The sequence below is a fragment of the Amycolatopsis sp. lyj-90 genome, from assembly GCF_046549035.1.
Taxonomy (GTDB): domain Bacteria; phylum Actinomycetota; class Actinomycetes; order Mycobacteriales; family Pseudonocardiaceae; genus Amycolatopsis.
In genome coordinates this window covers 652,000-675,097 of sequence record NZ_JAJPWP010000002.1, presented here as the reverse complement: position 1 = coordinate 675,097, position 23,098 = coordinate 652,000, and the positions used below count along the sequence as shown (strand labels likewise).

Below are 23,098 nucleotides of genomic sequence, written 5' to 3'. Positions count from 1 at the left end.
GGTCATCCTCCGCTGCGTCGGGAGTGCGCGCGAAGCGCGGCTTCCAGGTCGGCGATGTGGTCGAGCAGATCGACCACCAGGCCCAGCGCGGCGTAGTTCAGGCCGAGACCGGCGCGAAGCCGTTCGAGCCGGGCCGCCGCGGGGAGCTGGCCGAGCGGGAACCACGGTTCCCCGGCCGGGTCCGCGGTGGCGTCGAGCAGGCCGAGGACCGCAAGACGGCGCAGTAGATCCGGGTGGAGCCCGGTGGCGTGCGCGAACGTCGGGAGATCGGCGTGCGGGCCGCCGTCGCGTCGTCGTACGAGCGCGTAGCTCACGGCGTCCTCCTGGGGTCGTAGGAAGAGGTGGCGGCCAGCTGTTCGAACAGGCGCCGGTCCTCGTCGGTGAGTTCGGCGGGCACGACGATCCGGGCTTCGGCGTAGAGATCACCCGGCTCGCCCCGGCCGCGGGGGAAACCGCGCCCCCGCAGGCGTAGCCGTTTGCCGCTCGAAGTCCCGGCGGGGATGCGGATCTTGGCCTCGCCGCCGGGGATGTCGAGGGTGACGGTGGTGCCGAGGGCTGCTTCCCAAGGCGACAGGGGGAGGTCCACCGAGATGTCGTGGCCCTCGACGCGATACCGGGGATGCCGGGTCAGGCGGACGACGAGGTACAGGTCGCCGGGCGGTGCTCCCTCACCGCCTCGTCCGCCTTGGCCCGCGAGCCGGATCCGGCCGCCGTCGGTGACCCCGGCCGGGACGTCGACCTGGATCGTGCGGGAGCCGGGCAAGGTGATCGATCGCCGCCCGCCCCGGTAGGCCTCTTCGACGCCGAGTTCGAGCCCCGCCTCCTGGTCGGCGCCGGGTACCGGGCCACGGCGCCGCGGACCGCCGTGCCCGAACAGCCCGCCGAAGATCTCTTCGAGGTCGATGTCGTCGCCGAACCGCGCTTGATCGCCCGCCGGTGCCCGGCGTGCGTTCGCCCGGGCCCAGGTCTCCGGATCCACGTCCTCGGGTACCTGCCGGAAGTCGGCGCCGAACGCGTCGTACCGCCGGCGGGTCTCCGGCCGTGACAACACTTCGTAGGCTTCGGAAACCGCCTTGAACCGATCTTCGGCGCCGGGGTCCTTGTTGATGTCGGGGTGGTATTTCCGCGCCAGTTTCCGGTACGCGCGCTGGATCTCGTCCTCGCCGGCGGTCCTGGGGACGCCGAGGACACGGTAGAAGTCTTCGTTCGCCATCAGTCCGCCCCTTTCGCGACGACGACCGAGGCGGGACGCAACTGCCGTTCGCCCGCGCCGTACCCGGGCCGGACGACCGCGACGACCGTTCCCGGCGTGCTGTCCGGTGCCGGGACGACGCTGACCGCCTCGTGCGCCTCCGGGTCGAACGAGACGCCGGGGCGGTCGTCCTGGCGGCGGAATCCCAGCCGTGCCATGACATCGTCGGCCTGGCCCCGGACGGCTTCGAGGCCCGCGATCAGCGCTCCGGGGTCCGCTCCGGTGTGCGCCAGCGCCATGTCGAGGTTGTCGAGCACCGGCAACCATTCGGCGGCGGCCTTGGCGCGTTCGAGAAAGCCGAGCTGATCCGCGTCACGCTCGGTGCGCTTGCGCAGGTTCTCGAAGTCGGCGACGGCGAGGTGCCATCGGTTCTCCAGATCGGCGACCTTCGCGCGGAGTTCGGCCGTTTCGTCCTGGGGTTCGGTCTCCTCGATGGTCATGGTGGTCAGGAGGTCGTGAATTCGGCGTCGACCACGTCATCGTCGTCGTCATCGGGCCTGGCCCCGCCCGGTTCCGCGGACACGGCGCTCAGCCCGTGGAACAGCTGCTGCAGTTCGCTGGTCGACGACCTCAGCCGGTCGAGCGGCGGCTGGTCCTCCCGCAGCAGCTCGCGGGCGTCCCCGACGAGCATTTCCGCCCTGGCCTTGTCGTGGACCGCGACGTCCTGCCCGAGTTCCTCCAGCCGGTGCTCGACCTGGTAGGCGGCGGTGTCGAGGGTGTTGCGGGCCTCCACCAGTTCGCGCAGCCGGGAGTCCTCGGCGCGGTGCTGTTCGGCGTCGGCGACCATCCGCTGGATGTCGGCGGGGTCGAGGTTCGAGCTCTCGCTGATGGTGATGCGCTGTTCGGCGTCGGTTTCCTTGTCCCGCGCGGAAACGTCGAGGATTCCGTTGGCGTCGATGTCGTAGACGACTTCGATCTGCGGTACCCCCCGCGGGGCGGGGCGGATGTTCTCCAGCCGGAAGCGGCCGAGCACCCGGTTGTCTGCGGCGAGTTCGCGTTCGCCCTGCAGCACGACGACGTCGACAGCGGACTGGTCGTCCTCGGCGGTACTGAAGACTTCCTTGCGGCGGGCCGGGATCGTCGTGTTGCGTTCGATGACCGCGGTCATCACGCCGCCGAGGGTTTCGATGCCCAGCGAGAGCGGGGTGACGTCGAGGAGCAGGACGTCCTTGGCCTCGCCCTTGATGATCGCCGCCTGGACGGCGGCGCCGAGGGCGACGACTTCGTCCGGGTTGACGGTCATGTTGGGCTCCCGGCCGCCGGCGAGCCGCCGCACCATCGCCTGCACCGCGGGGATCCGGGTGGAACCGCCGACGAGGATCACCTCGTCGATGTCGTTCGGGGTGAGTTTCGCGTCGGCGATCGCCTGCTTCACCGGGCCTTCGCAGCGGGCGACGAGGTCGGCGGTGATCCGTTCGAACGTCGAACGCATGAGGGTGGTGTTCAGATGTTTGGGCCCGGCGGCGTCCGCGGTGATGAACGGCAGGTTGATCGTCGTCTGGCTCACCGACGACAGCTCTTCCTTCGCTTTCGCCGCGGCCTCGAACAGGCGCTGCAACGCCTGCGGGTCCGTCCTCAGGTCGATGCCGTTGTCCCGCTGGAATCCCTCGGCCAGTTCGTCGACGACGCGGCGGTCGAAATCGTCGCCGCCCAGATGCGTGTCACCGGCGGTGGCGCGCACCTCCACGATGCCGTCGCCGATGTCGAGGATGCTCACGTCGAAGGTGCCGCCGCCGAGGTCGAAGACGAGGACGGTCTCGCTCTGGTCCTTGTCCAAGCCGTAGGCGAGCGCGGCCGCGGTGGGCTCGTTGATGATCCGCAGGACTTCGAGACCGGCGATCCGCCCGGCGTCCTTCGTGGCCTGGCGCTGCGCGTCGTTGAAGTAGGCGGGGACCGTGATCACCGCCTCGGTCACCTTCTCGCCGAGATACTTGGACGCGTCGTCGACGAGCTTGCGCAGGACGAGCGCGGACACCTCTTCCGGGGCGTGGTGCTTGCCGCGGACGTCGAACCGGACGGCGCCGTCGGGACCGGGGACGACGTCGTAGGAGACCGCGTCCAGCTCACTGGCGACCTCGTCGTACCGGCGGCCGACGAATCGCTTGGCCGAGGAGATCGTGCCCTGGGGATTGAGGATCGCCTGCCGCCGGGCTAGCTGGCCGACGAGCCGCTCACCCTGGTCGGTGAACGCCACCACCGAGGGGGTCGTCCGGGCTCCGTCGGCGTTCGCGATGACCGCGGGCTGACCGCCTTCCAGTACCGCGATCACCGAATTCGTGGTGCCCAGATCAATGCCGACCGCTTTCGCCATAAGGTACTCCCTTCGGGGATCGATAGGTGTTCTCAACGGTATTCATCGAGTTTCTCGATGTATCGCCGATGACCCGTGTTTTTCCTTCTCTGTAAGAGAAATCTTCTGTTCTTCGGCTTCGTGGAACCCGTGCCGGAGGAAGTTACCTCCAGGAATCGAGTATGCGGCGATAATCACGCGATCGTGTGATTATCGTGCCCTTGTCTTCCGATTTTTCTTTTTCCCGTGTTCCTGTTCTCGGGTGGGAAGCGACAGGGGCGGCGAGCATCGGGAACCGGAGTTCCATCCGTATCACCATCCGGCGGCGGGCTGGGGAGCGGCGAAGAGCGTCGCCGGCTTCGTGCTCCGCCAGGGTGAGCTCGTGGACGCGCCGCGAGCGATCCTGAAGATGAACCACGAGAACGGCGGATTCGACTGCCCCGGCTGTGCGTGGCCGGACGACACCAAGGGGCTGCACCTCGACCTCTGCGAGAACGGCATCAAGCACGTCACCTGGGAGATGACCCGCAAACGGGCGGGCCGCGAACTGTTCGCCGCCCACACCGTGACCGAGCTGGCCGGCTGGAGCGACTTCGACCTGGAGGACCAGGGGAGGCTCACCGAGCCGTTGCGCTACGACCGGGAGACCGACCGCTATGTCCCGATCTCCTGGGAGGACGCCTTCGAGCTGATCGGCCGGACCCTGCGGGGGCTCGACACCCCGGACCGCGCCGCGTTCTACACGTCGGGGCGGCTCGGCAACGAGGCCACCTTCCTCTACCAGTTGCTGGCCCGCGAACTCGGCACGAACAACCTGCCGGACTGTTCGAACATGTGCCACGAAGCCAGCGGCCGGGCACTGCGGGCGGCGCTCGGCACCGGGAAGGGCACTGTCGACCTCAAGGACTGGGAAGTCGCCGACGCGCTGTTCATCTTCGGGGTCAACGCCGCCTCCAACGCGCCGAGGATGCTCACCGCGCTGGTGGAGGCGTACCGGCGGGGCGCGCGGATCGTGCACGTCAACCCGCTCGTCGAGGCAGGAGCGACGAGGGCCATCATCCCGCACGACTTCGCGAGGATGGCCACGTTCCGCGCGACACCGACCTCGACCCTGGACCTGCAGCCGAAGATCGGGGGTGACCTCGCGGTGCTGCGCGGCATGGCCAAGGCCGTCCTGGAAGAGGCACGCACCGATCCGAAGGCCCTCGACCAGGAGTTCATCGAACGGCACACCACCGGCTTCGCCGAATATCGCGAGCTCTGCGAGGCGACCTCATGGGCCGAACTGGAGCACCAGTCCGGTCTCGGCGAGGCGGATCTGCGCGCCGCCGCGCGCGTGTACCGCGAGGCCGATCGCAGCATCATCAGCTGGTGCCTGGGGGTGACCCAGCACGAACACGGCGTCGACACCGTCCGCGAGATCGTCAACCTGTTGCTGCTGCGGGGAAATCTCGGAAGAGAGGGCGCGGGACCGTCGCCGGTGCGCGGGCACAGCAACGTCCAGGGCAACCGCACCTGCGGTATCGACCACCGGCCCGCCGCGGCCTTCCTCGACCGGCTAGGCGACGTCTGCGGCATCACCCCGCCCCGTGAGCACGGACTCGACACCGTCGGCACCATCGAGGCCATGCACCGCGGCGACGTCACCGTGTTCGTCGGGATGGGCGGCAATTTCGCCCGCGCCGCGCCGGATACCGCCTACACCGCGGCGGCGCTGGGGAACTGCGAGCTGACCGTGCAGATCAGCACGAAGCTCAACCGCAGCCACCTCGTCCACGGCCGGGACGCGCTGATCCTGCCGTGCCTCGGCCGGACCGAGAAAGACCACCAGCGCGGCGGCGTCCAGGCCACGTCGGTCGAGGATTCGATGAGCATGGTCCACCTGTCGGTCGGCATGAAACGGCCCGCGTCACCCGATCTGCGGTCCGAGCCCGCGATCATCGCGGGGATGGCCAGGGCCGCTTTGCCCGGGAGCGCCACGCCCTGGGAGTACTACGTCGACGATTACGACCGGATCCGCGACACGATGTCCCAGGTCCTCGACGGCTTCGAGGACTTCAACCGGCGGGTGCGTCTCCCGCTGGGGTTCCGCATCCGCCAGCCCGCCCGTGAACTGGTCTTCCACACCGCGTCCGGCCGCGCGGAGTTCTCCACCGCCGAGCTGCCCGACGTCGTCCCGGTGGAGGGCACCCTGGCGCTGGCCACCCTGCGCTCGCACGACCAGTGGAACACCACGATCTACTCCGACGACGACCGCTACCGGGGCATCAAGAACCTCCGCACGCTGATCTTCATGAACTCCGAAGACATGCGTGATCGGGAACTCCGCCAGTTCGACGAGGTCGACATCACCAGCATCGCCAAGGACGGCACCACCCGGAGCCTGTTCCGGTACAAGGTCGTTCCTTACGGCATCCCGCGCGGGTGCGCGGCGGGCTACATGCCGGAGATGAACGTGTTGTGCGCCATCGGCGACTACAGCACGCAAAGCGATCAGCCGATCATGAAGCACCTCACCGTCACGGTGCGGCCGTCGGCGGGGGACGGCGCCACTCCCGGGTGAGGGCCGCTCGACACCAGGGCTCCCTTCACGACCCCCGCACCAGCGGCATCCCACCGTCCTCCTTGCCGCTCAAGAGGTCCGGCCGCCGGTCGTCGAGAGCGTGATTGCGGGGCGAGAGCCATTTGTCCCGCCCGCGCCTCAGATCGATTTCCGTGACCGGTCCCCGCGGCCAGCCGTGCTCGTCGACGACGGTGCTGCCACCGGTCCACCGGACGCCGCGTTCGGTTCCGGCGCGGTCGCAGATCGCGACGCACAGGCGATTGGTGCGGGCCGCGGCCATGGCGATGATCGTTTCCGGCGGATGCTCGCCGCCGGGCCGGTCCACCCGCGGCCAGTTGACCGGGGCGGCGATCAGATCGGCCCGGCGTTCGGCGAGATTCCTGGTCATTTCAGGGAATTCGAGGTCGTAACAGATCAGCGGGCCGATGCGGCCATAGGCCGTCTCGATGATCGGGGGCACGGAGGCGCCGGGGGTGAACCACAGTTTCTCGCGGTCCCAGAGGTGGGTTTTGCGGTAGACGGCGCGCACACCGCCGGAGTCGACCAGCGCCGCGCTGTTGTACAGCAGCCCGTCCCTGCCCAGTTCGGCGAAGCCGCCGACGACCACGGCCGCACCGGCGGCCCGCGCCCAGCCGGTGAACATCGGGTCGTCGGCGGCGACTCCGGCGGCGCGCGCCTCGCCGGCGTCGGTGAAGACGTAGCCGCCGGTGGCCAGTTCGGGCAGGACGACCACCCGCGCGCCTTCCGTCACCGCGTCGCTGATCGCCGCCAGGACGCGGTGACGGTTGCCCTCGTGATCGCCGATGACCGGGGTCACCGGCGCGCACCACACGAGCGTCACGTGAGCTGCGGCGGCGGGTCGTCGCGCAACAGCTGCGCCAGGACGTCGAATTCGTTGAACAGGGACCATTCCTCGACGATCTGACCGCCTGCGAAGTAGAGCTGGGAGATGCCCCAGAGGTAGGCGCGCCGTCCGGTGGGGCGGCCGTACATGCCGTAGCCGCGGTGGGTTCCGGTGCCGGACCAGCGCGCCGACACGCTGAATCCTTCGGCCGGGTTGCCCTGCCAGTAGACCTCGTCGACCTGGACCCCGAGATCGGGGAAGGTCGCGAGCAGGTTCCGGGCCGCGGCGCGGACGTCGGACCGGCCGTGGCCGACCCGGTTGGTGGTGCCGTGCCAGCGCACGCCCGGCGCGTAGGCCCGGTCGATCGCGGTGAGGTCCCGGCGGTTGTACGTGTCGTGGAACAGCGCGCGGACGAGGTGTTCGATATCGGCCTTGCCGGGGTCCGCGGCCGGGTAGAGCGCGGGTTTGCGGCCACCGGCCAGCCGGTCGGGTTCGGTGCTGACGCGGTCGCCGAGCGGGACGAACCCGTTGTCGTTGCCGAAGGCGCGCGCCGCCGACGGCACGTCGATCCCGAGCTGCTGCAGTTTGGCGGCGAGGTTGTAGAGGACCCACTCCTCGTAGATCTCGTTCTCCCGCACCACACAGTTGGCGATCACCCAGGTGTGCAGCCGTTTTCCGGTCGGCGCGCTCCACCGCCACGGCCCGGTGTGGTGGCCGATGTTGATCGCGCGGTGCGAGGTCACGAATCCTTCGTCCTCGTTGCCCGCCCAGATGACGTCGTCGGCGTAGTGGCGGCAGTCGGGGAAGGCGTTGATGCCCTGCATCGTCCCGCCGACGAGCTGCTCCACCCCGAACGCGTGACCACTGTCGTCGTAAAGCCGGCAGCCGGGGCTGTAGGTGTCGTAGATGTAGCCCACGTCCTGGTCCTCCCAGATCCGATGGGTGATCCGGACGATGTAGTCGACGATGTCGCTGTAGGTCTCCTCGAAGCCCCGCATCGGCTGACGCCGTGTGCCCGGCGTGACGTTGGGAGCGTCGGCGCCGTAGCCGGGGCGCAGCGAGATGCCGAAATCGGTCGGCATCGTGCGGCGGCCGGGGGCGGTCGTCCCGCCGGGGCTGCCCGTACCGGCGACCGTGTCCCGCGCCGCCTTCTTTTCCTGTTCGGCCATTACTGCTGGTACTCCTTACGCAAGGTGGCGGTGGCACGATGGGCGGCCATGCCCTCATAGGCGGAGATGACCTCGACGGCGCCCGCCAGTTCCGGCGTGGCCAGCCGCTCGACCCGTTGGTAGGTCAGGGGTTTGAGGAACCGCGACACCGAAAGCCCGGCACTGTGCTTGGCGCCGCCCGCGGTGGGCAGGACGTGGTTGGTGCCCGCCATGCCCTTGTCCGAGTAGGCGACGGTGCTCCAGCGGCCGATGAACAGCGAGCCGTAGTTGCGCAGCGTCTTCAGGTAGTACTCGTCGTCGGCGGTCTGCAGTTCGAGATGCTCCGGCGCCAGATCGTCCATCAACCGGGCGGCGACGGACTGATCCGACGCCCACAACACCGATCCGTGGTTCGCCCAGGCCGGACCGGCGATGTCGACGGTGGCCAGGTCCGCGAGCTGGCGGTCGATCTCGTCGATGACGTTTTCGCCCAGCCGCCGGGAGGTGGTCACCAGCGCGGCGGGGGAGTCGGGGCCGTGTTCGGCCTGGCCGAGCAGATCGGCGGCGACCAGGACGGGATCGGCGGTCTCGTCGGCGAGTACGGCGACCTCGGACGGTCCGGCGAGCAGATCGATGGCCACCCGCCCGAAGAGCTGCCGTTTCGCTTCGGCCACGTAGGCGTTTCCCGCGCCGACGAGCATGTCGACGGGAGGCTCGCCGAGCAGTCCGAAGGCGAGCGCCGCCAGCGCCTGCACGCCGCCGAGGACGAAGACCCGGTCGGCCCCGGACAGCCGGGCCGCGTGCAGGACGGCCGGGTCGGCACTGCCACCGCGGCTCGGCGGCGTGCTCGCCAGCACGGACGGCACCCCGGCGACCTTGGCGACGCCGATGGTCATGAAGGCCCCCGCGAGCAGGGGGAAGCGGCCGGCGGGCAGGTACGCGCCGACGCTGTTGACCGGCACGTAGCGCACTCCGGTGGTCAGCCCGGGAGCGAGCTGGGTCTCGAAGTCGGTGAGCCGGGATCGCTGCTGCCGGGCGAAGGCGGAGGTGCGCTCGGAACCGAGGGCCAAGGCGTCGCGCAGCTCTCCGGACAGGGCGTTCCCGGCGCGTTCGAGATCGGCCGCGGTGAGTTCGACGTCGCGGCTTTCGGTGCCGTCGAGTTCGCGTGCGTAGCGCAGGACGGCGTCCATGCCGTTGCGCTCGATGTCGCTCAGCATCGCGGAGACCCGTTCGACGACGGCCGGATCGCGCTGGGCGGGAGGACGGTCCGCAGCGGCTTTGAGTACGTGATAGGAGCCGCTGAGCTGGGCCGGAGTGGAAGGACTCAATCGCATGGCCCGACGCTAAGTCACTTCGAAGCACAGGACAACCAGGGTAGATCTAGTGCTTGGTATAGGGTTTTCCTATGACTTTGCGACAGCTGCGCGCCTTCCTGGCCGCGGCGAGGCTGGGGTCGTTCAGCGCGGCTGCGCGCGCTCTGGGCGTCTCGCAGGCGTCGGTTTCGGAGCTGATCCGCAAACTGGAGGACGAGCACGGGGCGGCGGTGTTCAGCCGCGGTCCCCGGCGGCTCGTGCTGACGTCGGCGGGCACGGCGCTGCTGCCGTTCGCCGAGCAGGCGGTGGCCGCGGCCGACGGCGGGGAGCAGGCCCTCCGGTCGGTGCGGTCGCTGCAGGGCGGCGTCGCCACGTTCGGCCTGCTGCGCAACGCGGCCTATTACCTGCTCTCGGATCTGGCGCAGCAGTTCCACGAGCGATATCCCGACGTGCGGATCCGGCTGATCGGGCTGAACTCGGTGGAGGTCGCCGCCGCGGTCTCGGCGGGGACCGTGGAAGCCGGGCTCGTGGTGCTGCCGGTCCAGCAGGACGACCTGACGGTCACCCCGCTTCTGCGGGACGAGGTGCTCTACGTCAGCGCCGATCCGGCACGGGCCGCCGAGCCGATCACGATCGAGCGGCTGGCGGAGGCGCGCCTGATCCTCTACGACGCCCACTACGGCTGGACCGATCCGACCCGGCGGCAGCTGGCCGAACGGGCGCAGCTCGCGGGCGTGACCCTGGCGCCGTGGATCGAGGTCGAGCACGTCGAATCCGCGCTGTCGCTGGTGGCGCGAGGGGTCGGTGACACGATCGTCTCGCGTGCGGTGGCCATCAGTTCCAGCCGTCCGGACGGCGTCCACACGGTGCCTTTCGCCCAGCCGTTGTACGACACCATCGCGCTGGTCCAGCGGCGGTCCGAGGTGCTGTCCCCGGCGAGCCGCGAGCTGGCGAGAATGGCCCGGCAGATGCTGCTGGACCAGCGCTGAACGGACTCAGTCGCCCGTCGGTTCGTCCCCTCGCGCGCGGGCGATCTGGGCGAGCAAGGCGATTTCGTCGTACACCCGCCATTCTTCGACGACGCGCCCGTCGCGGAACCGGAACTGCGACGAGCCCAGCACCGTCACGGGGGAGCCGGTCACCGGGCCATGCACGGGCGTGCCACCGTAGGTCCCGCGCAGCCACCAGACCACGCCGACGCGCACACCGCCTCTCGCGGGTTCGTCGTGCGCCACGATGTCGCGCACCTCGAACCGCGCGTCGGGGAACGGCGCCAGCAGTTCGAGCAGGCCGCGCTGGTAGCCGTCGGGCCGGACGACGGTGCGGTGCCGGGGCAGATGGCCGGTGACGTCGCGGGCGACGTACTCCCCGGTCCGGTGCAGCATCCGCTGGTTCCACACCTCTTCGATCAACTCCAGCACCAGAGCGCAGTACCGCCGGTGGAGATCGGGCCGGGGACCGGTGTCGCCCGCTTCGAGCACGGGACGCGGCAACGGTTCGTGGGCCTGAGCAGCCCATTCGCTGACCGCGGTCCGCCGAGCGACCTCGTAGGGATCGAGCCCCAGTTGCTGCACGACGGCGCCTTCGTCCCGCACGACCCACTCGTACTCCATCACTCCGCGCCGGTACAGGCAGGTGGCGATGGTGTACGAGCTGAACTCGCGGTGGGTGGGAGCGGCGTAGGCGGTGTGCCCGGTGTGCCGCCCGGCGCTCAGCACCAGATGTGAACTGAGGAACGCGTCGCTCCCACGCGGTTCCCAGATCACGTCGGCGGCCTGCCCGACGCGATCCGGGAAGGCGTTGATCTTCATCAGCGTCGAGCGCACCACCGGTTCGGCTCCCCGTACCGTGCCGGAGGAACCGTGCACGATCGCGTCGGCCGCGTAGTTCTCCCGGATCAGGCCGATGCCGCGCTCGACCCAGATCCGGTCGGTCCACTCGGTGATGAACTGTTCCGGCCCGTCATACGGCGCGTAGGCGATTTTCTCCAGTTCCATGGTCAGCGCCGGACCAGGTCGCGGATCTCGCCGGACAACGCCGCCAGCCGCGCGGGCACGGCGGCCCCGTGCGCCATCTCGTTGACGGCGACTTCGAGCGCGTCCTGGATCTGCGGCCAGTCGATGGTCATCGGCACGGTCCTCGCGGTGCGCAGCGAGGATTCCTGCAGCCGGGGGAGGCCGAAGTTGGCCGCGTTGACCTCGGGATCGAGCATGTTCGAGGTGTGCGCCACGATGCTGTTGCCGGTTTTGGGATCCGACTTGTCGAGCGCGATGGCGCGTTCGGTCTTCGGATGGGTGACCCACTTCAGGTACTCCCACGCGGCGCCCTGGTGCTCGGAAGTGTCGAGCACGCCCATCAGCCAGGTGAAGCCGTAGGACACCGTGGTCCTGCCGGGCCAGCCGGGCATGGGTGCCACGCCGATGTCCTGCGAGACCTCGGGTTTGACCTTCTCCGGATCGGTGAAGTCGTCCATCTGCCAGGCCCAGGTGAACACCGAGGCACTGCGCCCCTGCTCGAACGACTGGGTGGAATCGGTCTCGGACCAGTTCGTCGATTCCGGCGGGCTGTGCCCGCGCCGCAGCATCGAGATGTACTGCTCGGTGGCCTCGATACCGGCCGGGGTGGCGAAAGCCGGTTCGCCGGCGGCGTCGAAGACGTCCGCCCCGTTGCTCCAGAGCATCGACAGCCACGTGTACAGGTTCTGCCCGCCGCTGCGGCCGTACTGCCCGGCCACGGGGTACTTGTCCTGTGCGGTACGGAGTTTCTCGAGTTGTCCGTCCAGTTCGGCCCACGTCCGCGCCGGGGTCATCCCGAGCTTCTGGAACTCGCTGCGGCGATAGAAGTAGTTGTAGGAGAAGCCCCGGAACGGGATGCCGTAGACGGCGTCCTTGTCACCCGCGCGCGCGGCCTGCTGGAACGGCGGCGGGAAGTCGTCGATCGAGAGGCCCGAACGCGCCAGCGCGCCGTCGAGGGGCTGCAAGCCGACCTTCGCGGACGCTCCGTAGGCGTCCGGCCAGACGACCAGATCATAGGTCCCGCCGCCGACCGCGCTCTCGGCGACGATCTTCTGCAGATAGGACTCGTACGGGATGTTCGCCCATTCGACGGTGATGCCGGTGCGCGCGGTGAAGTCGGCCGTGCGCTTCTGCAGGGCACTGAACTGGGCGGCCGTTTTGCAGCAGCTGAGCAGCCGGAGACGAGTGCCGTCGTAGGGTTTCCCCGTCACCAGGCCGAGTTCGTCGACCGGCCCGGACCGCAGCTGCGACACCAGGTCGGTGCGCGCGGGCGCCCCCGCGCACCCGCTCAGCACCAGCAGCGCGCTCACGGCCAGTGCGCCCGCCTTGCGGAACCTGGTCATTTCACCGCTCCCATCGTCATACCCTGGGCGAAGTGCTTACGCACCAAAAAGGACAGTGCCAGCATCGGCACCATCACGAGCAGACCCGCCGCCGCCATCGGGCCCCAGGCCACCCCTTCGGGCTGGACCAGGGTCATCAGCGCGACCGGCAGCGTGCTGGCCTCGGTCCTGGCCAGGAAGGTCGGGAAGAGGAATTCGTTCCACGACAACAGGAACGAGAACACGACGCTGACGAAGATCCCGGGAGCCGCCAGCGGGGTGATCACCCGCCACAGGAGGGTGAGCTGCCCGCAGCCGTCCAGCCGGGCGGCCTCCTCGATCTCGATCGGCAGCCCGTCCACGAAACCCTTGAGCAGCCAGGTGATGTAGGGAACGACCAGCGACAGGTTCACCACGATCAGCGCGATATGCGTGTCGATCAGGCCCAGTGACCGGAACAACGTCAGGAACGGCAGGGCGATCGCGACACCGGGGATGAACTGCGTCGCCACGATCGCCAGCAGCATCGCCCGATGACCGGGGAAGCGGTACCGGGAGAAGCCGTACGCCGCGAGCAGGGCGAGCGGGATCGAGATCAGCGTCGTGGCCACCGCGATCAGCACGCTGTTGAGCAGCGACGCGCTCAGATCGCTCGCACCGCCCAGGATCTCGGCGAAGTTGTCCATCGTCGGAGCGAAGATCACCGACGTCGTGAACACCTCGGCCGCGGGTTTGAACGCGGTCAATCCCAGCCACAGCACCGGGAACAGTACGAAGAACAGGATCGCCAGCGTCGTCAGGGTCCGCAGGATCCCGCCTGCCCGCCGCCAAAGGGGGTCGCGACGGGCGGGCGGCGGCGGGGTGGTGATCGGGGGCGCGGGGCGCACCGCGAGGTCGGTCATTTCGCCTCCTGCCGGGTCATGGAGATCAGGTACAGCGCCGCCAGGACACCCAGCACGAGCACGATGATCCAGGAGATCGCCGAGGCGTAACCGATGTCGAGAAAGGTGAATCCCTGGGCGTACGCGAAGAAGTTCAGTGTTTCGGTGGCGCGCCCCGGTCCGCCGCCGGTGGTGGTGAGGACCTGGTCGAACACCTTCGCCGAGAAGACCGCCTTCAGGAACACGATGATCAGCAGCAGTGGCCGCAGGAGCGGGAAGGTCACCCGCCAGAACTCCTGCCAGTGGTTGGCGCCGTCCACACGGGCTGCGTCGCGGATCTCCGGCGAGATCGACCCGAGCCCGCCGAGGAGCATCAACCCGATGAGCGGGGCCCAGCCCCACACCTCGGTCATCGCCAGCACCACCATCGCCCAGAACGGGTCACCGAGCCAGTTGACGCCGTCGGTGAACGGAAGAACGGTGCCGAGCATCTGGTCGTAGACCCCGTAATCGGGGTTGAACATGAACCGCCAGGAGAAGCCTTTCAGCGCGGGCGCGACCGCGAAGGGGAGGATGAGCAGTGCCTTGGTCAGCGCGCTCAGCTTGCCGGGGCGGTTGAGCACCAGAGCGATGAGCAGGCCGATGCCGACCGACAGCACCACCGAGATCACCGTGTACTGCAAGGTGACCCAGGCGCTGTTGAAGAACGTCGCGTCGGTGAACGCCCGCTGGTACTGATCGAAGCCGACGAACTCGCCGGGCTCCCTGGTCTCGTTCAGCCGCCAGTGGCGGAAGCTGGTGATCAGCGCGGACACCAGCGGGTACACCGTGGTGAGCACGATCGCCAAGAGCGCCGGGGCCAGATGCAGATAGGCGGCCGCCCGCTCGCGCCATCGCCGCGAGCGGGCAGGCCGTGCCGGACTTATCGTGGTCGTCACGACAGACCACCTCCGCCCGGCTGGTCCGGCGGTGGTGGGAACGGATGCGGTGGGGGTCGCACGGGAAGCACTCCTCTGCGGTCAGTGCGGCGATCGGCCGAGTGTATGCGTATTCATGACCGGCGCAACAGGTTTGGAACGGAAAAGCTGCAGGTGCCCACAGGAGGTGCGTAAGAAGTCGTGGACCTAGTGGTATTCGTATGTCATCGATCGGCCGCGGCGATCGTCAGCCCTTTCAGCGCGTCCAGGAGGACCTGGGTGAGGTTGTAGACGACGAACCGTGACCCGGTCTCCCGGGCCGCCTCGGGGGACCCGGCGATGCGCAGGACCGGTTTGCCCGCCTGCTCGGCCGCCTCGCCGATTTCCGCGATCGTGGCGTCGACCCGTTGTTTCCCGGAATCGCCGGAGACGGACATCGAGACGGCCAGGTCGGCGGGGCCGGGCATGACCGCGTCGACGCCGGGCACCGCGAGGATGGCGGCGGCGTTCGCACCGGCGGTTTCCGTCTCCAGCATGGGGATCACCAGTGTCGTCGCGTTCGCCCGGTCGAGATGTTCGGCGGGAGAACGGGAGCCGAAACCGGCGCCGCGGCTGTAGTTCGCGAAACCGCGTTCGCCCAGGGGCGGATAGTGCGCCGAGCGGACCGCGGCGGCGGCCTGCCCGGCGGTGTCGACGTGGGGGACCACCACGCCCTGGGCGCCGAGGTCGAGCACGCGCAGGACCAGCGCCGGTTCGTCGGCGCCCACCCGGACCAGGGTGGCCAGGCCATGGGCGTCGGCGGCGTTGAGATGGTGCTGCACCTGCTCGGTGTCGGCGGGACCGTGTTCGCAGTCCAGGAGCACGAAGTCCAGCCCGGCCACCCCGGCGAGTTCGACCAGCCCGACGGCGGGCATCCGCAGCAGGACACCGGTCACCGGGCGGCCCGCCGCCAGCAGTTGTTTGAGGCCGGTCATCGCGCCACCATCCCCGCCGAAAGGTCGATGTCGGCCGCGCACAGACCGGGCATGCCCAGCATCGCGACCAGCGCCGTCGCGACCTCCTCCTCGGTGACCATGCGCCCGAGCGCGGCGCGGGAGACGAACGCCTCCTCCGCCTGCGCGGCCGTGATCCCGGCGCGTTCGGCCTCCAGACCGAAATTGCGCTCCATCCGCGGTCCGCGCACCGGCCCCGGCGAGAGCGAGTTGACCAGGACACCGGACGGCCCGACCTCCGCCGCCAGCGTCGTCGTCAGCCCCAGCACCGCCATTTTCGAGGCACAGTACGGAGTTCGCGCGGTCAGCGGCCGCTTGCCGCTGACCGAGGCCACGTTGACCACCTGCCCGTGCCCGGCGGTCACCATCGGCGGCAGGAAGGCACGGCACATCAAGTACGTCCCGCGGACGTTCACGGCGAAGACGTCGTCCCATTCACCCGGCTCGACATCGACCAGATTCCGGACCGGACCGGGCACGCCGGCGTTGTTGACCAGGACGTCGACGTGCTCGTCGGCGAGTGTCGCGGCCAGGTCCCGCACCGATCCGGGGTCGCTGACGTCGACCACCTCGGCACGCCCCGGCGTCGCGAGCAGCCGCACGGTTCCGGCGACCGCGTCCCGTCGCCGTCCGACGGCGATGACCCGCACGCCGTCCCGAGCCAGTGCCAGGCACATCGCGCGGCCCAGGTTCGAGCCGCCGCCGGTGACGAGCGCGGTCCGCCCGGCCGGTCCGGTGCTCACAGGCTCGCCTCGATCTCCGGCCGCCACGACGGCTGGGGACCGCCGGCGGCCGCGACCCGGACGTCGCCGGAACGGGCGTGTCCCTCGAACAGCTCGATCCTGGCCGCCCGGCCGCACACCTCGCCGAGCGCGGCGCTGGCCTCGGGGGTGGTGACTTCTTGGTAGGTGACGGTTTTGAGGTACTTGCCGACCCAGAGCCCGCCGGTGTAGCGGGCGGCGCCGCGCGTCGGCAGCACGTGGTTGGTGCCGATCACCTTGTCGCCGTAGGACACACAGGTGCCGGGCCCCAGGAACAGCGCGCCGTACTGGGTCATCCGGTCGAGCGCCAGCCGAGGCTCGGCGGTCAGCACCTGGACGTGCTCGCTGGCGTAGTCGTCGGCGAGGCTGAACGCCTCCTCGACGGAGCCGACGAGGACGACTTCACCGTGGTTCCGCCAAGCGGGCTCGGCGAAGTCCCGGGTGGGCATCCCGGGCAGCAGCCGTTCGACGTGGTCGATCACCGCCGCCGCCAGCGGACGGCTCGTCGTGATCAGCACGGCGGGGGAGTCGGGGCCGTGTTCGGCCTGCGAGAGCAGGTCGACGGCGACGACGAACGGGTCCGCCGTCTCGTCGGCGATGATCAGCACCTCGGTCGGCCCGGCGAACAGGTCGATGCCCACCTCGCCGAAGAGCTGCCGCTTCGCCTCGGCGACATAAGCGTTTCCGGGGCCCGCGAGCAGGTCCACCCGCGGGATCGACTCGGTGCCGACGGCCATCGCGGTGACCGCCTGCACCCCGCCGAGGAGGTAGATCTCGTCCGCCCCGGCCAGGTGCATCGCCGCCACCGTGGCGGCCGGGATCTCGCCGCGGATCGGCGGCGTGCACGCGGCCACCCGGGCGACGCCGGCGACCTTCGCGGTCACGATCGTCATATGCGCCGACGCGGTCAGCGGATAACGACCGCCCGGCACGTACGCGCCCGCCGCGGCGATCGGCACCTGCTTCTGCCCGAGCCGGACACCGGGCAGCGTCTCGACCTCGAACTCGCCCAGCGATCGCCGCTGGTGCTCGGCGAAGGTGCGCACCTGCCGCTGGACGAAGCGGATGTCGTCGATGACCTGCGCGGGGACCCCGGCGATGATCCGGTCGATCTCCTCGGGGGAGAGCCGGAACGACGAGGGCGACCACTGGTCGAACATCTGCGAGTACGAGGCGACGGCCTCGTCGCCGCGGGTGCGGATGTCCTCGATGATCGCCGAGACGGTGGCCTTGACCTGGGCCAGGTTCGCTCCCGGCATCTCGTTCGCGGTGGGAGCCTTCAGGATTTCGGGCATTCTCGGGCCTCCTAGGCCGGATTCGGGGAATGGTCGTGGAGATGGGCCCGCAGCAAAGGGGCGAGTTCGCCGCCCGCTTCCCAGGTCAGGAGATGACCTGCGGCGGGCAGCACTTTCAGTTCGGCCAGCGGCAGGGCGCCGGCCAGGCGTTCGTGGAACTCGGGCGGGCACAGGACGTCGCGTCCGCCGCCGACCACCAGCGCGGGAATCCGGTGCCGGGCCAGTTCGGCGTACTGGTCCCGCCGGGTCGCCTGCGCGGCCAGCTGGCGGAGGAACACCGCCGGGCCCACGCGGTGCGCCATGTCCACGAAGGCCTCCGCCTGCTCGGGCGAAGGACGGAACTCGGCGAACATGGTCGGCAGGATCCGTTCGCGCACCACGGCGTCGAACGACCCGGCGGTGGTCGAGCGGGCCATGTCGAGCCAGCTCTCCCGCTGGTCGGCGCGGGGAGCGCCCGCGTTGGTGGAGATCGCGCACAGCGTGACGACCCGCTCGGGGGCGCGGCGGAGCACCTCGAATCCGACGATGGCCCCCAGACTGAGCCCGACCAGGTTGAACGGTCCGGGGACCGCGGCGAGGACCTGCTCGGCCATCGCGCCGACGTCCCCGGCGGTGATCGCCACGTCCACCACGCCGGAGCCGAGTCCGTCGCGCACGCCGTCCCAGATCCCGGCGTCGCACAGCATCCCCGGCACCAGCACGGTCGGCGGTGTCATCCGATCGGCCGGGGGACCAGCGCGTACGGCGCGAGGTAACCGTCGTGGTCGACGGCGACGCCCTCGTCGTCGGCGGCGGCCTTGACCACCTCGTCCTCCCATTCCAGGCGGACACGGCCGTCCCCGCCGTTGACCACCACCATGCTGGCGGTCCCGGAGCCGACGTTGCGCAGCGAACGCCACGCCCCGGCGGGGACCGAAAGCAGGTCCCACGGCCCCAGCCGCACCGACACCTCGTCGTGCAGGTTGAGCGTGACCTCCCACTCGCCTTCCTTGACCATCAGCACCTGCGTCTGCCCGTGGCGGTGCGCGCGCATGCCCTGTCCCGGTCCGGCCCGCAGCCACGCGATGTTGTGGCCGTGCGGGTTGAAGATCCGGGGCTGCTGGTCGTGGTCCTCGGTCATGCCGAAGCCGATCGCCAGCGCGAGTTCGGCGCCACCGCCGGGCAGCTTGCTGTCGAGGAACGGCTCGCTGGACCAGACGAGGTCCCCGGTCGCGGCGATCCTGGACCGCATCTGCTCGGCCGTGTAGGTGCGGAGCCCGGCGATCTGGTCGGAGTCCAGCGGTTTGACCAGTTCGTCCTCGGGTGGCCGCTCGTCACCGGCGACCGTGTCGATCAGCGTGTTGTCCGCCGTGAGGAACAGGCCGTGTCCTTCGGCTTCCCGCAGCACCGAGGGGCCCCAGATGATGCCGCCGGTGTCGTCGTGGCCGAGCGCGGTGAACAGCCAGCCGTCGTCCGGGCCGATGTTGGTGAAGCCGCGGAAGATCCAGGTGGGCAGGGACGCGATGTCACCCTCGCGGAGGACCAGTTCGCCGTCGCGGCCGTCGGCGCCCCAGCGCAGCAGGAACTCGCCGCGGAAGCACAGGAAGACCTCGGCGGTGAAGTGCAGGTGCAGGTTGTTGGTGATGCCGTTCGGCATCGCGGCGGCACCGATGTTGAACCCGTGCGCCTCCCGCAGGTTGACCACCTGGTCGGCGTTCTGCGTGACGCCCGGGCCGATCATGGAGTAGTTCTCCTTGCGATCGGAACCCGGCGTGCGGCAGTCGATGAACGCCTGTGCGCAGGAAACGAAGTCGCCGCGCCGGATCGTGCGCTGCCGCAACTCCTGTTCGGACACCTGTCGGTCGGTGTCTGGCATGAGGGCCTCCTTGGCTTGCATACGTAGTCATTGCAGCAGTCGGCCTCGATGATGTCAATGCGGAATTCGCCGATGCATCAGTCAAAGCAAGCGGGCGCCGGTGTTCTACACTGCGTATGCAGCATCGAACGGGGGAGGGCGGCGATGGCGATCACCAGCCATGACGTGGCGAGGCTGGCCGGGGTCAGCCAGGCGACGGTTTCCCGCGCGCTGCGCGGGGATCCGCGCGTCACGTCGACGACGCTGGACCGGGTCCGCCAGGCCGCGCAGGCGCTGAACTACGTGCCGAGCGAGGCGGGCCGCAGCCTGTCCACCAGCAGCAGCCGCCGGATCGGCGTGGTCATCTCGGATCTGACGAATCCGTTCTACCCGCATCTGGTCGGCCCGCTGCACGACGAGCTCGAGCGGCTCGACTACCGCATGATGCTGTTCACCGAGCGCACCGAATCCGCGATCGCCACCCAGCGCCTGCTGGACCGTTCCATCGACGGCGTCGTCCTGGCCACCGCCACCCTCGATTCCGCACTGCCCGACGAACTCGGCCGCCGCAGTCTTCCCTTCGTCTTCCTCAACCGTGAGGCGGACAACGTCCCCGCCGACAGCGCGGTCGTGGACAACCGCAAGGGCGGCGGACTGGTCGCCGAGAACCTGGTCCGGCTCGGCCACCGCGACGTCGCGATGATCGGCGGCCCGCAGGACACGTCCACCGGACGGGACCGCGAACTCGGTTTCCGGCTGGGGCTCGCGGAAGCCGGTGTCGCGCTGCCCGAGCAGTACATCCGCCGGGGCCCCTTCGATTTCGGCACCGGCTACGAGGCGCTGGCCGCCCTCTGGGAACTGCGGCCGCGGCCGACGGCGGTGTTCTGCGGCAACGACGTCATCGCGATCGGCGCGCTCAACGCCGCGCTGCGCCACGGGATCCGGATCCCGGAGGAGCTGACCCTGATCGGTTTCGACGACATCCCCATGGCGGGCTGGGAATCGTTCGACCTGACCACCGTGCGGCACGACCTGCACGAAATGGCCCGCACCTCCGCGCGGCTGCTCGCCGAACGCATCGACAATCCCGGACTCGCGCCGCGGAAAGAGGTCTTCACCCCGGAGATCGTGTTTCGCGGAACCTCAAGCCATACCTAAGACCCGAAGCGCAGCAGTACCTTGCTCGAACTCGCGGGTTCGTAAGCCGCCGCGAAAGCCTCCACCGCCTGTTCGGCGGGGAACTCCGCGGACACGATGGGCTCGAAGAGTTCCCGGTGCCGTTCGAGGGTCGCCAGCGTCCCCGCCATCCCGCCCGCGAACCGGCTGGAGCCCGAGATCACCAGTTCGCGTTGCACGGTCACGTGCAAGGGTGCGGTGACGCCTCCGCCGGGCAACTGTCCGATTTGGACCAGCGTCCCACCGGGGCGGAGCACGCCCAGCGCCGCCGCCATCGCGGACGGGGCCCCGGAAGACTCGAAGGCCACATCGGCGGGCGGGAGTTCTTCGCCCGCGGTCACCGTTCGCGTGGCACCGATCCGCCCGGCCGTCCGCAACGGCCGCGGATGGAGATCCGTGACGGTCACCTCCGCCGCGCCCCGGACGATCGCCAGCGCCACCGTCAGCAGGCCGATCGGGCCGGCGCCGGTGACCAGGACCTGCTTGCCGCGCACGCCACCGGCCAGGACGTCGGCGCGGGTGAGCGCGTGGGCGGCCACCGACGCCGGTTCGGCGAGTGCCGCCACCCGGAGGTCCAAGCCCGCGGGGACCGGCACGAGGCGATGCCCGGGCACGACGAGTCGCTCGGCGAACCCGCCGTCGGTATGCGGGCGGCGGGCCGCGCTGCCGAGATAACGCAGGTGGGGACACAGGTTCTCGCGACCTTCACGGCAAGGCGGGCAGGTTCCGCAGGTCTGCGCGGGGTGGACGGCGACCGGGGTACCCGCCGGGGGACTCGAACCATCGGCCGCCGCCTCGCGGACCGTGCCGGCGACCTCGTGTCCGAGCACCATCGGATCGGCCAGCACGGACAAGCCGACTTCACCGTGGCGCCAGTAGTGGAGATCCGAACCGCAGATACCGCCGTACACGACGTCGACCAGCGCTTCCCCCGGGCCGCGCGGTACCTCGGCCCGGCTCTGGATCTCCAGGCGGCCCGCGCCGAGCACGGTCACGGTCCTTCCCATCGCCGTCACGGTCATTCAGATCACCGCCGTCAGTCCGCCGTCGACGTAGATCACTTGGCCGTTCACGAAATCCGACGCGGCCGAGGCCAGCCAGACGGCGGGCCCGGTCAGGTCGCCGGTCACGCCCCAGCGGCCCGCGGGGGTGCGCCGGGTGATCCAGTCGGTGAACTCGGCGTCGGCGACGAGGCTCGCGTTGAGCTCGGTGTCGATGTAGCCGGGCGCCAGGCCGTTGACCTGGATACCGTGACGGGCCCATTCCGCGCACATCGACCGGGTCAGCCCGCCGAGGCCGCTCTTGGCCGCCGCGTACGGCGCCGTCGTCGGCCGTACCAGATGGTTCTGCACGGAACAGATGTTGATGATCTTGCCGCTGCCGCGCGCGATCATGTCCCTGGCGAGCGTGCGGCCGACCACGAACGCACTGGTGAGGTCGACGTCGACGACGCGTTTCCAGTCCTCGACCGGCAGCTCGGTGAGGGGACCGCGCACCTGGATGCCGGCGTTGTTCACCAGGATGTCGGGACAACCGTGCTCGTCGACGAGCCGGCTCAGGGCCACTTCCACCGCGTCGCTGTCGGCGACGTCGAAGGCACTGGTGAGGACATCGTCGCCCAGTCCGGCGGCCGCGGCCTTCAGCTGGTCGGCGTCGGGGCTGTTGAGTACCACGCGTGCGCCGGCGGCGCGGAGGGCTTCGGCGATGGCGCGGCCGATGCCGCGCCGGGAACCGGTCACCAGGGCGAGGCGTCCGGTCAGATCGAACTGGGTCATTTCCGTACCTTTCCCTCGGCGTCGCCGAGGACTTCGGAGCGGGCCTCGCGGACGAGCGTGCGGGACACGGTCTCGGCGAGCGCCTGATCGCCCGCGGCCACGGCGTCGACCAGTTCTCCGTGGCGAATCAAGGACGCGGCCGTGTCGTCGCTGAACCAGTGGTGACCCGCGTATCTGGCCCGCAGGGTCGCGAGCACGGTCTGCACGAGCTGGCTGAGCACGTCGTTGCCCGCGCCGCGCAGCAGTGCTTCGTGGAACGCGGTGTCCGCGGCGATGAAGTCGTGGGGTTTCCCCGCCTCGAAGGCGGTTTTCATCCGGGAGAGGGACTCGCGCAGGGTTCGCACCGTCTCCTCGTCCTGTCCCGAGGAGGCGCGCCGCGCGGCGACCGGCTCCAGCGCCTCGCGCAGCGTGAGCAGCTCGTCGAGCTGCCGCTGGGAGTCCGGGCCGTGGGCACGCCACGCGATCACCTTGGGGTCGAGCAGATTCCACGACGCGACGGGCAGCACCGTGGTGCCGATCCGATGACGCGGCCGGACCATTCCGAGCACGGTGAGCGTGCGCAGGGCCTCCCGCACCACCGAACGCGAGACGCCGTGTTCCTGTTCGATCCGCTCGGTGGACAGCACCGAGCCGACCGCGAACTCGCCGGTCGCGATGCGGCCGCCGATCGCGTCGACCACTTGAGCGTGCAGCCCGTCCGATCCCGTTGACATCGTCACG

Annotated in this window: 22 protein-coding genes; 3 read left to right on the top strand and 19 right to left on the bottom strand. The window is 69.8% G+C overall.

The window, feature by feature from the left end:
* Positions 1-2: 2 nt before the first annotated feature.
* Genes ACLJPX_RS08855 through dnaK form a run of 4 tightly spaced genes read right to left on the bottom strand, consistent with a single transcriptional unit; the run spans position 3 to position 3,563 of the window.
* Positions 3-314 carry a chaperone modulator CbpM gene (locus tag ACLJPX_RS08855; protein WP_410599617.1) on the bottom strand — a complete coding sequence of 104 codons (312 nt, stop codon included), beginning with the start codon at positions 312-314 and terminating at the stop codon, positions 3-5.
* Complete coding sequence (locus ACLJPX_RS08850; RefSeq protein ID WP_410599616.1) at positions 311-1,213, bottom strand: DnaJ C-terminal domain-containing protein; 903 nt, start codon at positions 1,211-1,213, stop codon at positions 311-313. The genes ACLJPX_RS08855 and ACLJPX_RS08850 overlap by 4 nt, the downstream gene beginning before the upstream one ends.
* On the bottom strand, positions 1,213-1,692 hold the full coding sequence (locus ACLJPX_RS08845) for a nucleotide exchange factor GrpE (protein WP_410599615.1): 480 nt from the start codon (positions 1,690-1,692) through the stop codon (positions 1,213-1,215). Before ACLJPX_RS08845 ends, ACLJPX_RS08850 begins: the two co-directional genes overlap by 1 nt.
* A 5-nt stretch (positions 1,693-1,697) precedes the next feature.
* Positions 1,698-3,563 carry a molecular chaperone DnaK gene (gene dnaK / locus ACLJPX_RS08840; RefSeq protein WP_410599614.1) on the bottom strand — a complete coding sequence of 622 codons (1,866 nt, stop codon included), beginning with the start codon at positions 3,561-3,563 and terminating at the stop codon, positions 1,698-1,700.
* Between the two features lie 241 nt (positions 3,564-3,804).
* Between dnaK and ACLJPX_RS08835 the strand changes: the two genes are divergently transcribed.
* Entirely contained in the window at positions 3,805-6,105 is a 2,301-nt protein-coding gene (locus ACLJPX_RS08835; protein WP_410599613.1) for an FdhF/YdeP family oxidoreductase, read from the top strand.
* A 25-nt stretch (positions 6,106-6,130) separates the two neighbouring features.
* Here ACLJPX_RS08835 and ACLJPX_RS08830 read toward each other — a convergent pair whose 3' ends face one another.
* From ACLJPX_RS08830 to hisD (ACLJPX_RS08820), 3 genes are read right to left on the bottom strand one after another with little or no spacing between them, the layout of a single operon-like run.
* Complete coding sequence (locus tag ACLJPX_RS08830; RefSeq protein ID WP_410599612.1) at positions 6,131-6,946, bottom strand: nitrilase-related carbon-nitrogen hydrolase; 816 nt, start codon at positions 6,944-6,946, stop codon at positions 6,131-6,133.
* A complete protein-coding gene (locus tag ACLJPX_RS08825; protein WP_410599611.1) occupies positions 6,943-8,118 on the bottom strand; it encodes an ester cyclase in 1,176 nt (391 codons plus the stop codon). The genes ACLJPX_RS08830 and ACLJPX_RS08825 overlap by 4 nt, the downstream gene beginning before the upstream one ends.
* Positions 8,118-9,431: a histidinol dehydrogenase gene (gene hisD, locus ACLJPX_RS08820; protein ID WP_410599610.1), complete on the bottom strand. Its 1,314-nt coding sequence runs from the start codon at positions 9,429-9,431 to the stop codon at positions 8,118-8,120. The genes ACLJPX_RS08825 and hisD (ACLJPX_RS08820) overlap by 1 nt, the downstream gene beginning before the upstream one ends.
* Positions 9,432-9,502: 71 nt before the next feature.
* Here hisD (ACLJPX_RS08820) and ACLJPX_RS08815 point away from each other — a divergent pair, with 71 nt between their 5' ends.
* Entirely contained in the window at positions 9,503-10,399 is an 897-nt protein-coding gene (locus tag ACLJPX_RS08815; protein WP_410599609.1) for a LysR family transcriptional regulator, read from the top strand.
* A 6-nt stretch (positions 10,400-10,405) separates the two neighbouring features.
* Here the strand turns inward: ACLJPX_RS08815 and ACLJPX_RS08810 are convergent, their stop codons facing one another.
* The 9 genes from ACLJPX_RS08810 to ACLJPX_RS08770 form a co-directional block, all read right to left on the bottom strand.
* Entirely contained in the window at positions 10,406-11,407 is a 1,002-nt protein-coding gene (locus ACLJPX_RS08810) for an ester cyclase (RefSeq protein ID WP_410599608.1), read from the bottom strand.
* Positions 11,408-11,409: 2 nt separating this feature from the next.
* Positions 11,410-12,768, bottom strand: coding sequence for an ABC transporter substrate-binding protein (locus ACLJPX_RS08805; RefSeq protein WP_410599607.1), 1,359 nt, complete (start codon positions 12,766-12,768; stop codon positions 11,410-11,412).
* The gene (locus tag ACLJPX_RS08800; RefSeq protein ID WP_410599606.1) at positions 12,765-13,649 is read right to left on the bottom strand and encodes a carbohydrate ABC transporter permease; all 885 of its coding nucleotides are present in this window, start codon (positions 13,647-13,649) and stop codon (positions 12,765-12,767) included. The genes ACLJPX_RS08805 and ACLJPX_RS08800 overlap by 4 nt, the downstream gene beginning before the upstream one ends.
* The gene (locus tag ACLJPX_RS08795; RefSeq protein ID WP_410599605.1) at positions 13,646-14,566 is read right to left on the bottom strand and encodes a carbohydrate ABC transporter permease; all 921 of its coding nucleotides are present in this window, start codon (positions 14,564-14,566) and stop codon (positions 13,646-13,648) included. Before ACLJPX_RS08795 ends, ACLJPX_RS08800 begins: the two co-directional genes overlap by 4 nt.
* Positions 14,567-14,769: 203 nt before the next feature.
* The gene (locus ACLJPX_RS08790) at positions 14,770-15,519 is read right to left on the bottom strand and encodes an HpcH/HpaI aldolase family protein (protein WP_410599604.1); all 750 of its coding nucleotides are present in this window, start codon (positions 15,517-15,519) and stop codon (positions 14,770-14,772) included.
* Positions 15,516-16,280 carry an SDR family NAD(P)-dependent oxidoreductase gene (locus ACLJPX_RS08785; RefSeq protein WP_410599603.1) on the bottom strand — a complete coding sequence of 255 codons (765 nt, stop codon included), beginning with the start codon at positions 16,278-16,280 and terminating at the stop codon, positions 15,516-15,518. Before ACLJPX_RS08785 ends, ACLJPX_RS08790 begins: the two co-directional genes overlap by 4 nt.
* Entirely contained in the window at positions 16,277-17,593 is a 1,317-nt protein-coding gene (gene hisD, locus ACLJPX_RS08780; RefSeq protein ID WP_410599602.1) for a histidinol dehydrogenase, read from the bottom strand. The genes ACLJPX_RS08785 and hisD (ACLJPX_RS08780) overlap by 4 nt, the downstream gene beginning before the upstream one ends.
* Before the next feature lie 11 nt (positions 17,594-17,604).
* Complete coding sequence (locus ACLJPX_RS08775) at positions 17,605-18,309, bottom strand: alpha/beta fold hydrolase (RefSeq protein ID WP_410599601.1); 705 nt, start codon at positions 18,307-18,309, stop codon at positions 17,605-17,607.
* The gene (locus tag ACLJPX_RS08770; protein WP_410599600.1) at positions 18,306-19,448 is read right to left on the bottom strand and encodes a cupin domain-containing protein; all 1,143 of its coding nucleotides are present in this window, start codon (positions 19,446-19,448) and stop codon (positions 18,306-18,308) included. Before ACLJPX_RS08770 ends, ACLJPX_RS08775 begins: the two co-directional genes overlap by 4 nt.
* Before the next feature lie 144 nt (positions 19,449-19,592).
* Between ACLJPX_RS08770 and ACLJPX_RS08765 the strand changes: the two genes are divergently transcribed.
* Positions 19,593-20,585, top strand: coding sequence for a LacI family DNA-binding transcriptional regulator (locus ACLJPX_RS08765; RefSeq protein WP_410599599.1), 993 nt, complete (start codon positions 19,593-19,595; stop codon positions 20,583-20,585).
* On the opposite strand, the gene ACLJPX_RS08760 is transcribed toward ACLJPX_RS08765, so the two are convergent.
* From ACLJPX_RS08760 to ACLJPX_RS08750, 3 genes are read right to left on the bottom strand one after another with little or no spacing between them, the layout of a single operon-like run.
* Positions 20,582-21,610 carry an L-idonate 5-dehydrogenase gene (locus ACLJPX_RS08760; protein WP_410599598.1) on the bottom strand — a complete coding sequence of 343 codons (1,029 nt, stop codon included), beginning with the start codon at positions 21,608-21,610 and terminating at the stop codon, positions 20,582-20,584. The two genes, ACLJPX_RS08765 and ACLJPX_RS08760, sit on opposite strands and share 4 nt — an antisense overlap.
* Positions 21,611-21,625: 15 nt before the next feature.
* Positions 21,626-22,378: an SDR family oxidoreductase gene (locus ACLJPX_RS08755; protein ID WP_410599597.1), complete on the bottom strand. Its 753-nt coding sequence runs from the start codon at positions 22,376-22,378 to the stop codon at positions 21,626-21,628.
* Complete coding sequence (locus ACLJPX_RS08750; protein WP_410600026.1) at positions 22,375-23,091, bottom strand: FadR/GntR family transcriptional regulator; 717 nt, start codon at positions 23,089-23,091, stop codon at positions 22,375-22,377. The genes ACLJPX_RS08755 and ACLJPX_RS08750 overlap by 4 nt, the downstream gene beginning before the upstream one ends.
* Positions 23,092-23,098: the final 7 nt, after the last annotated feature.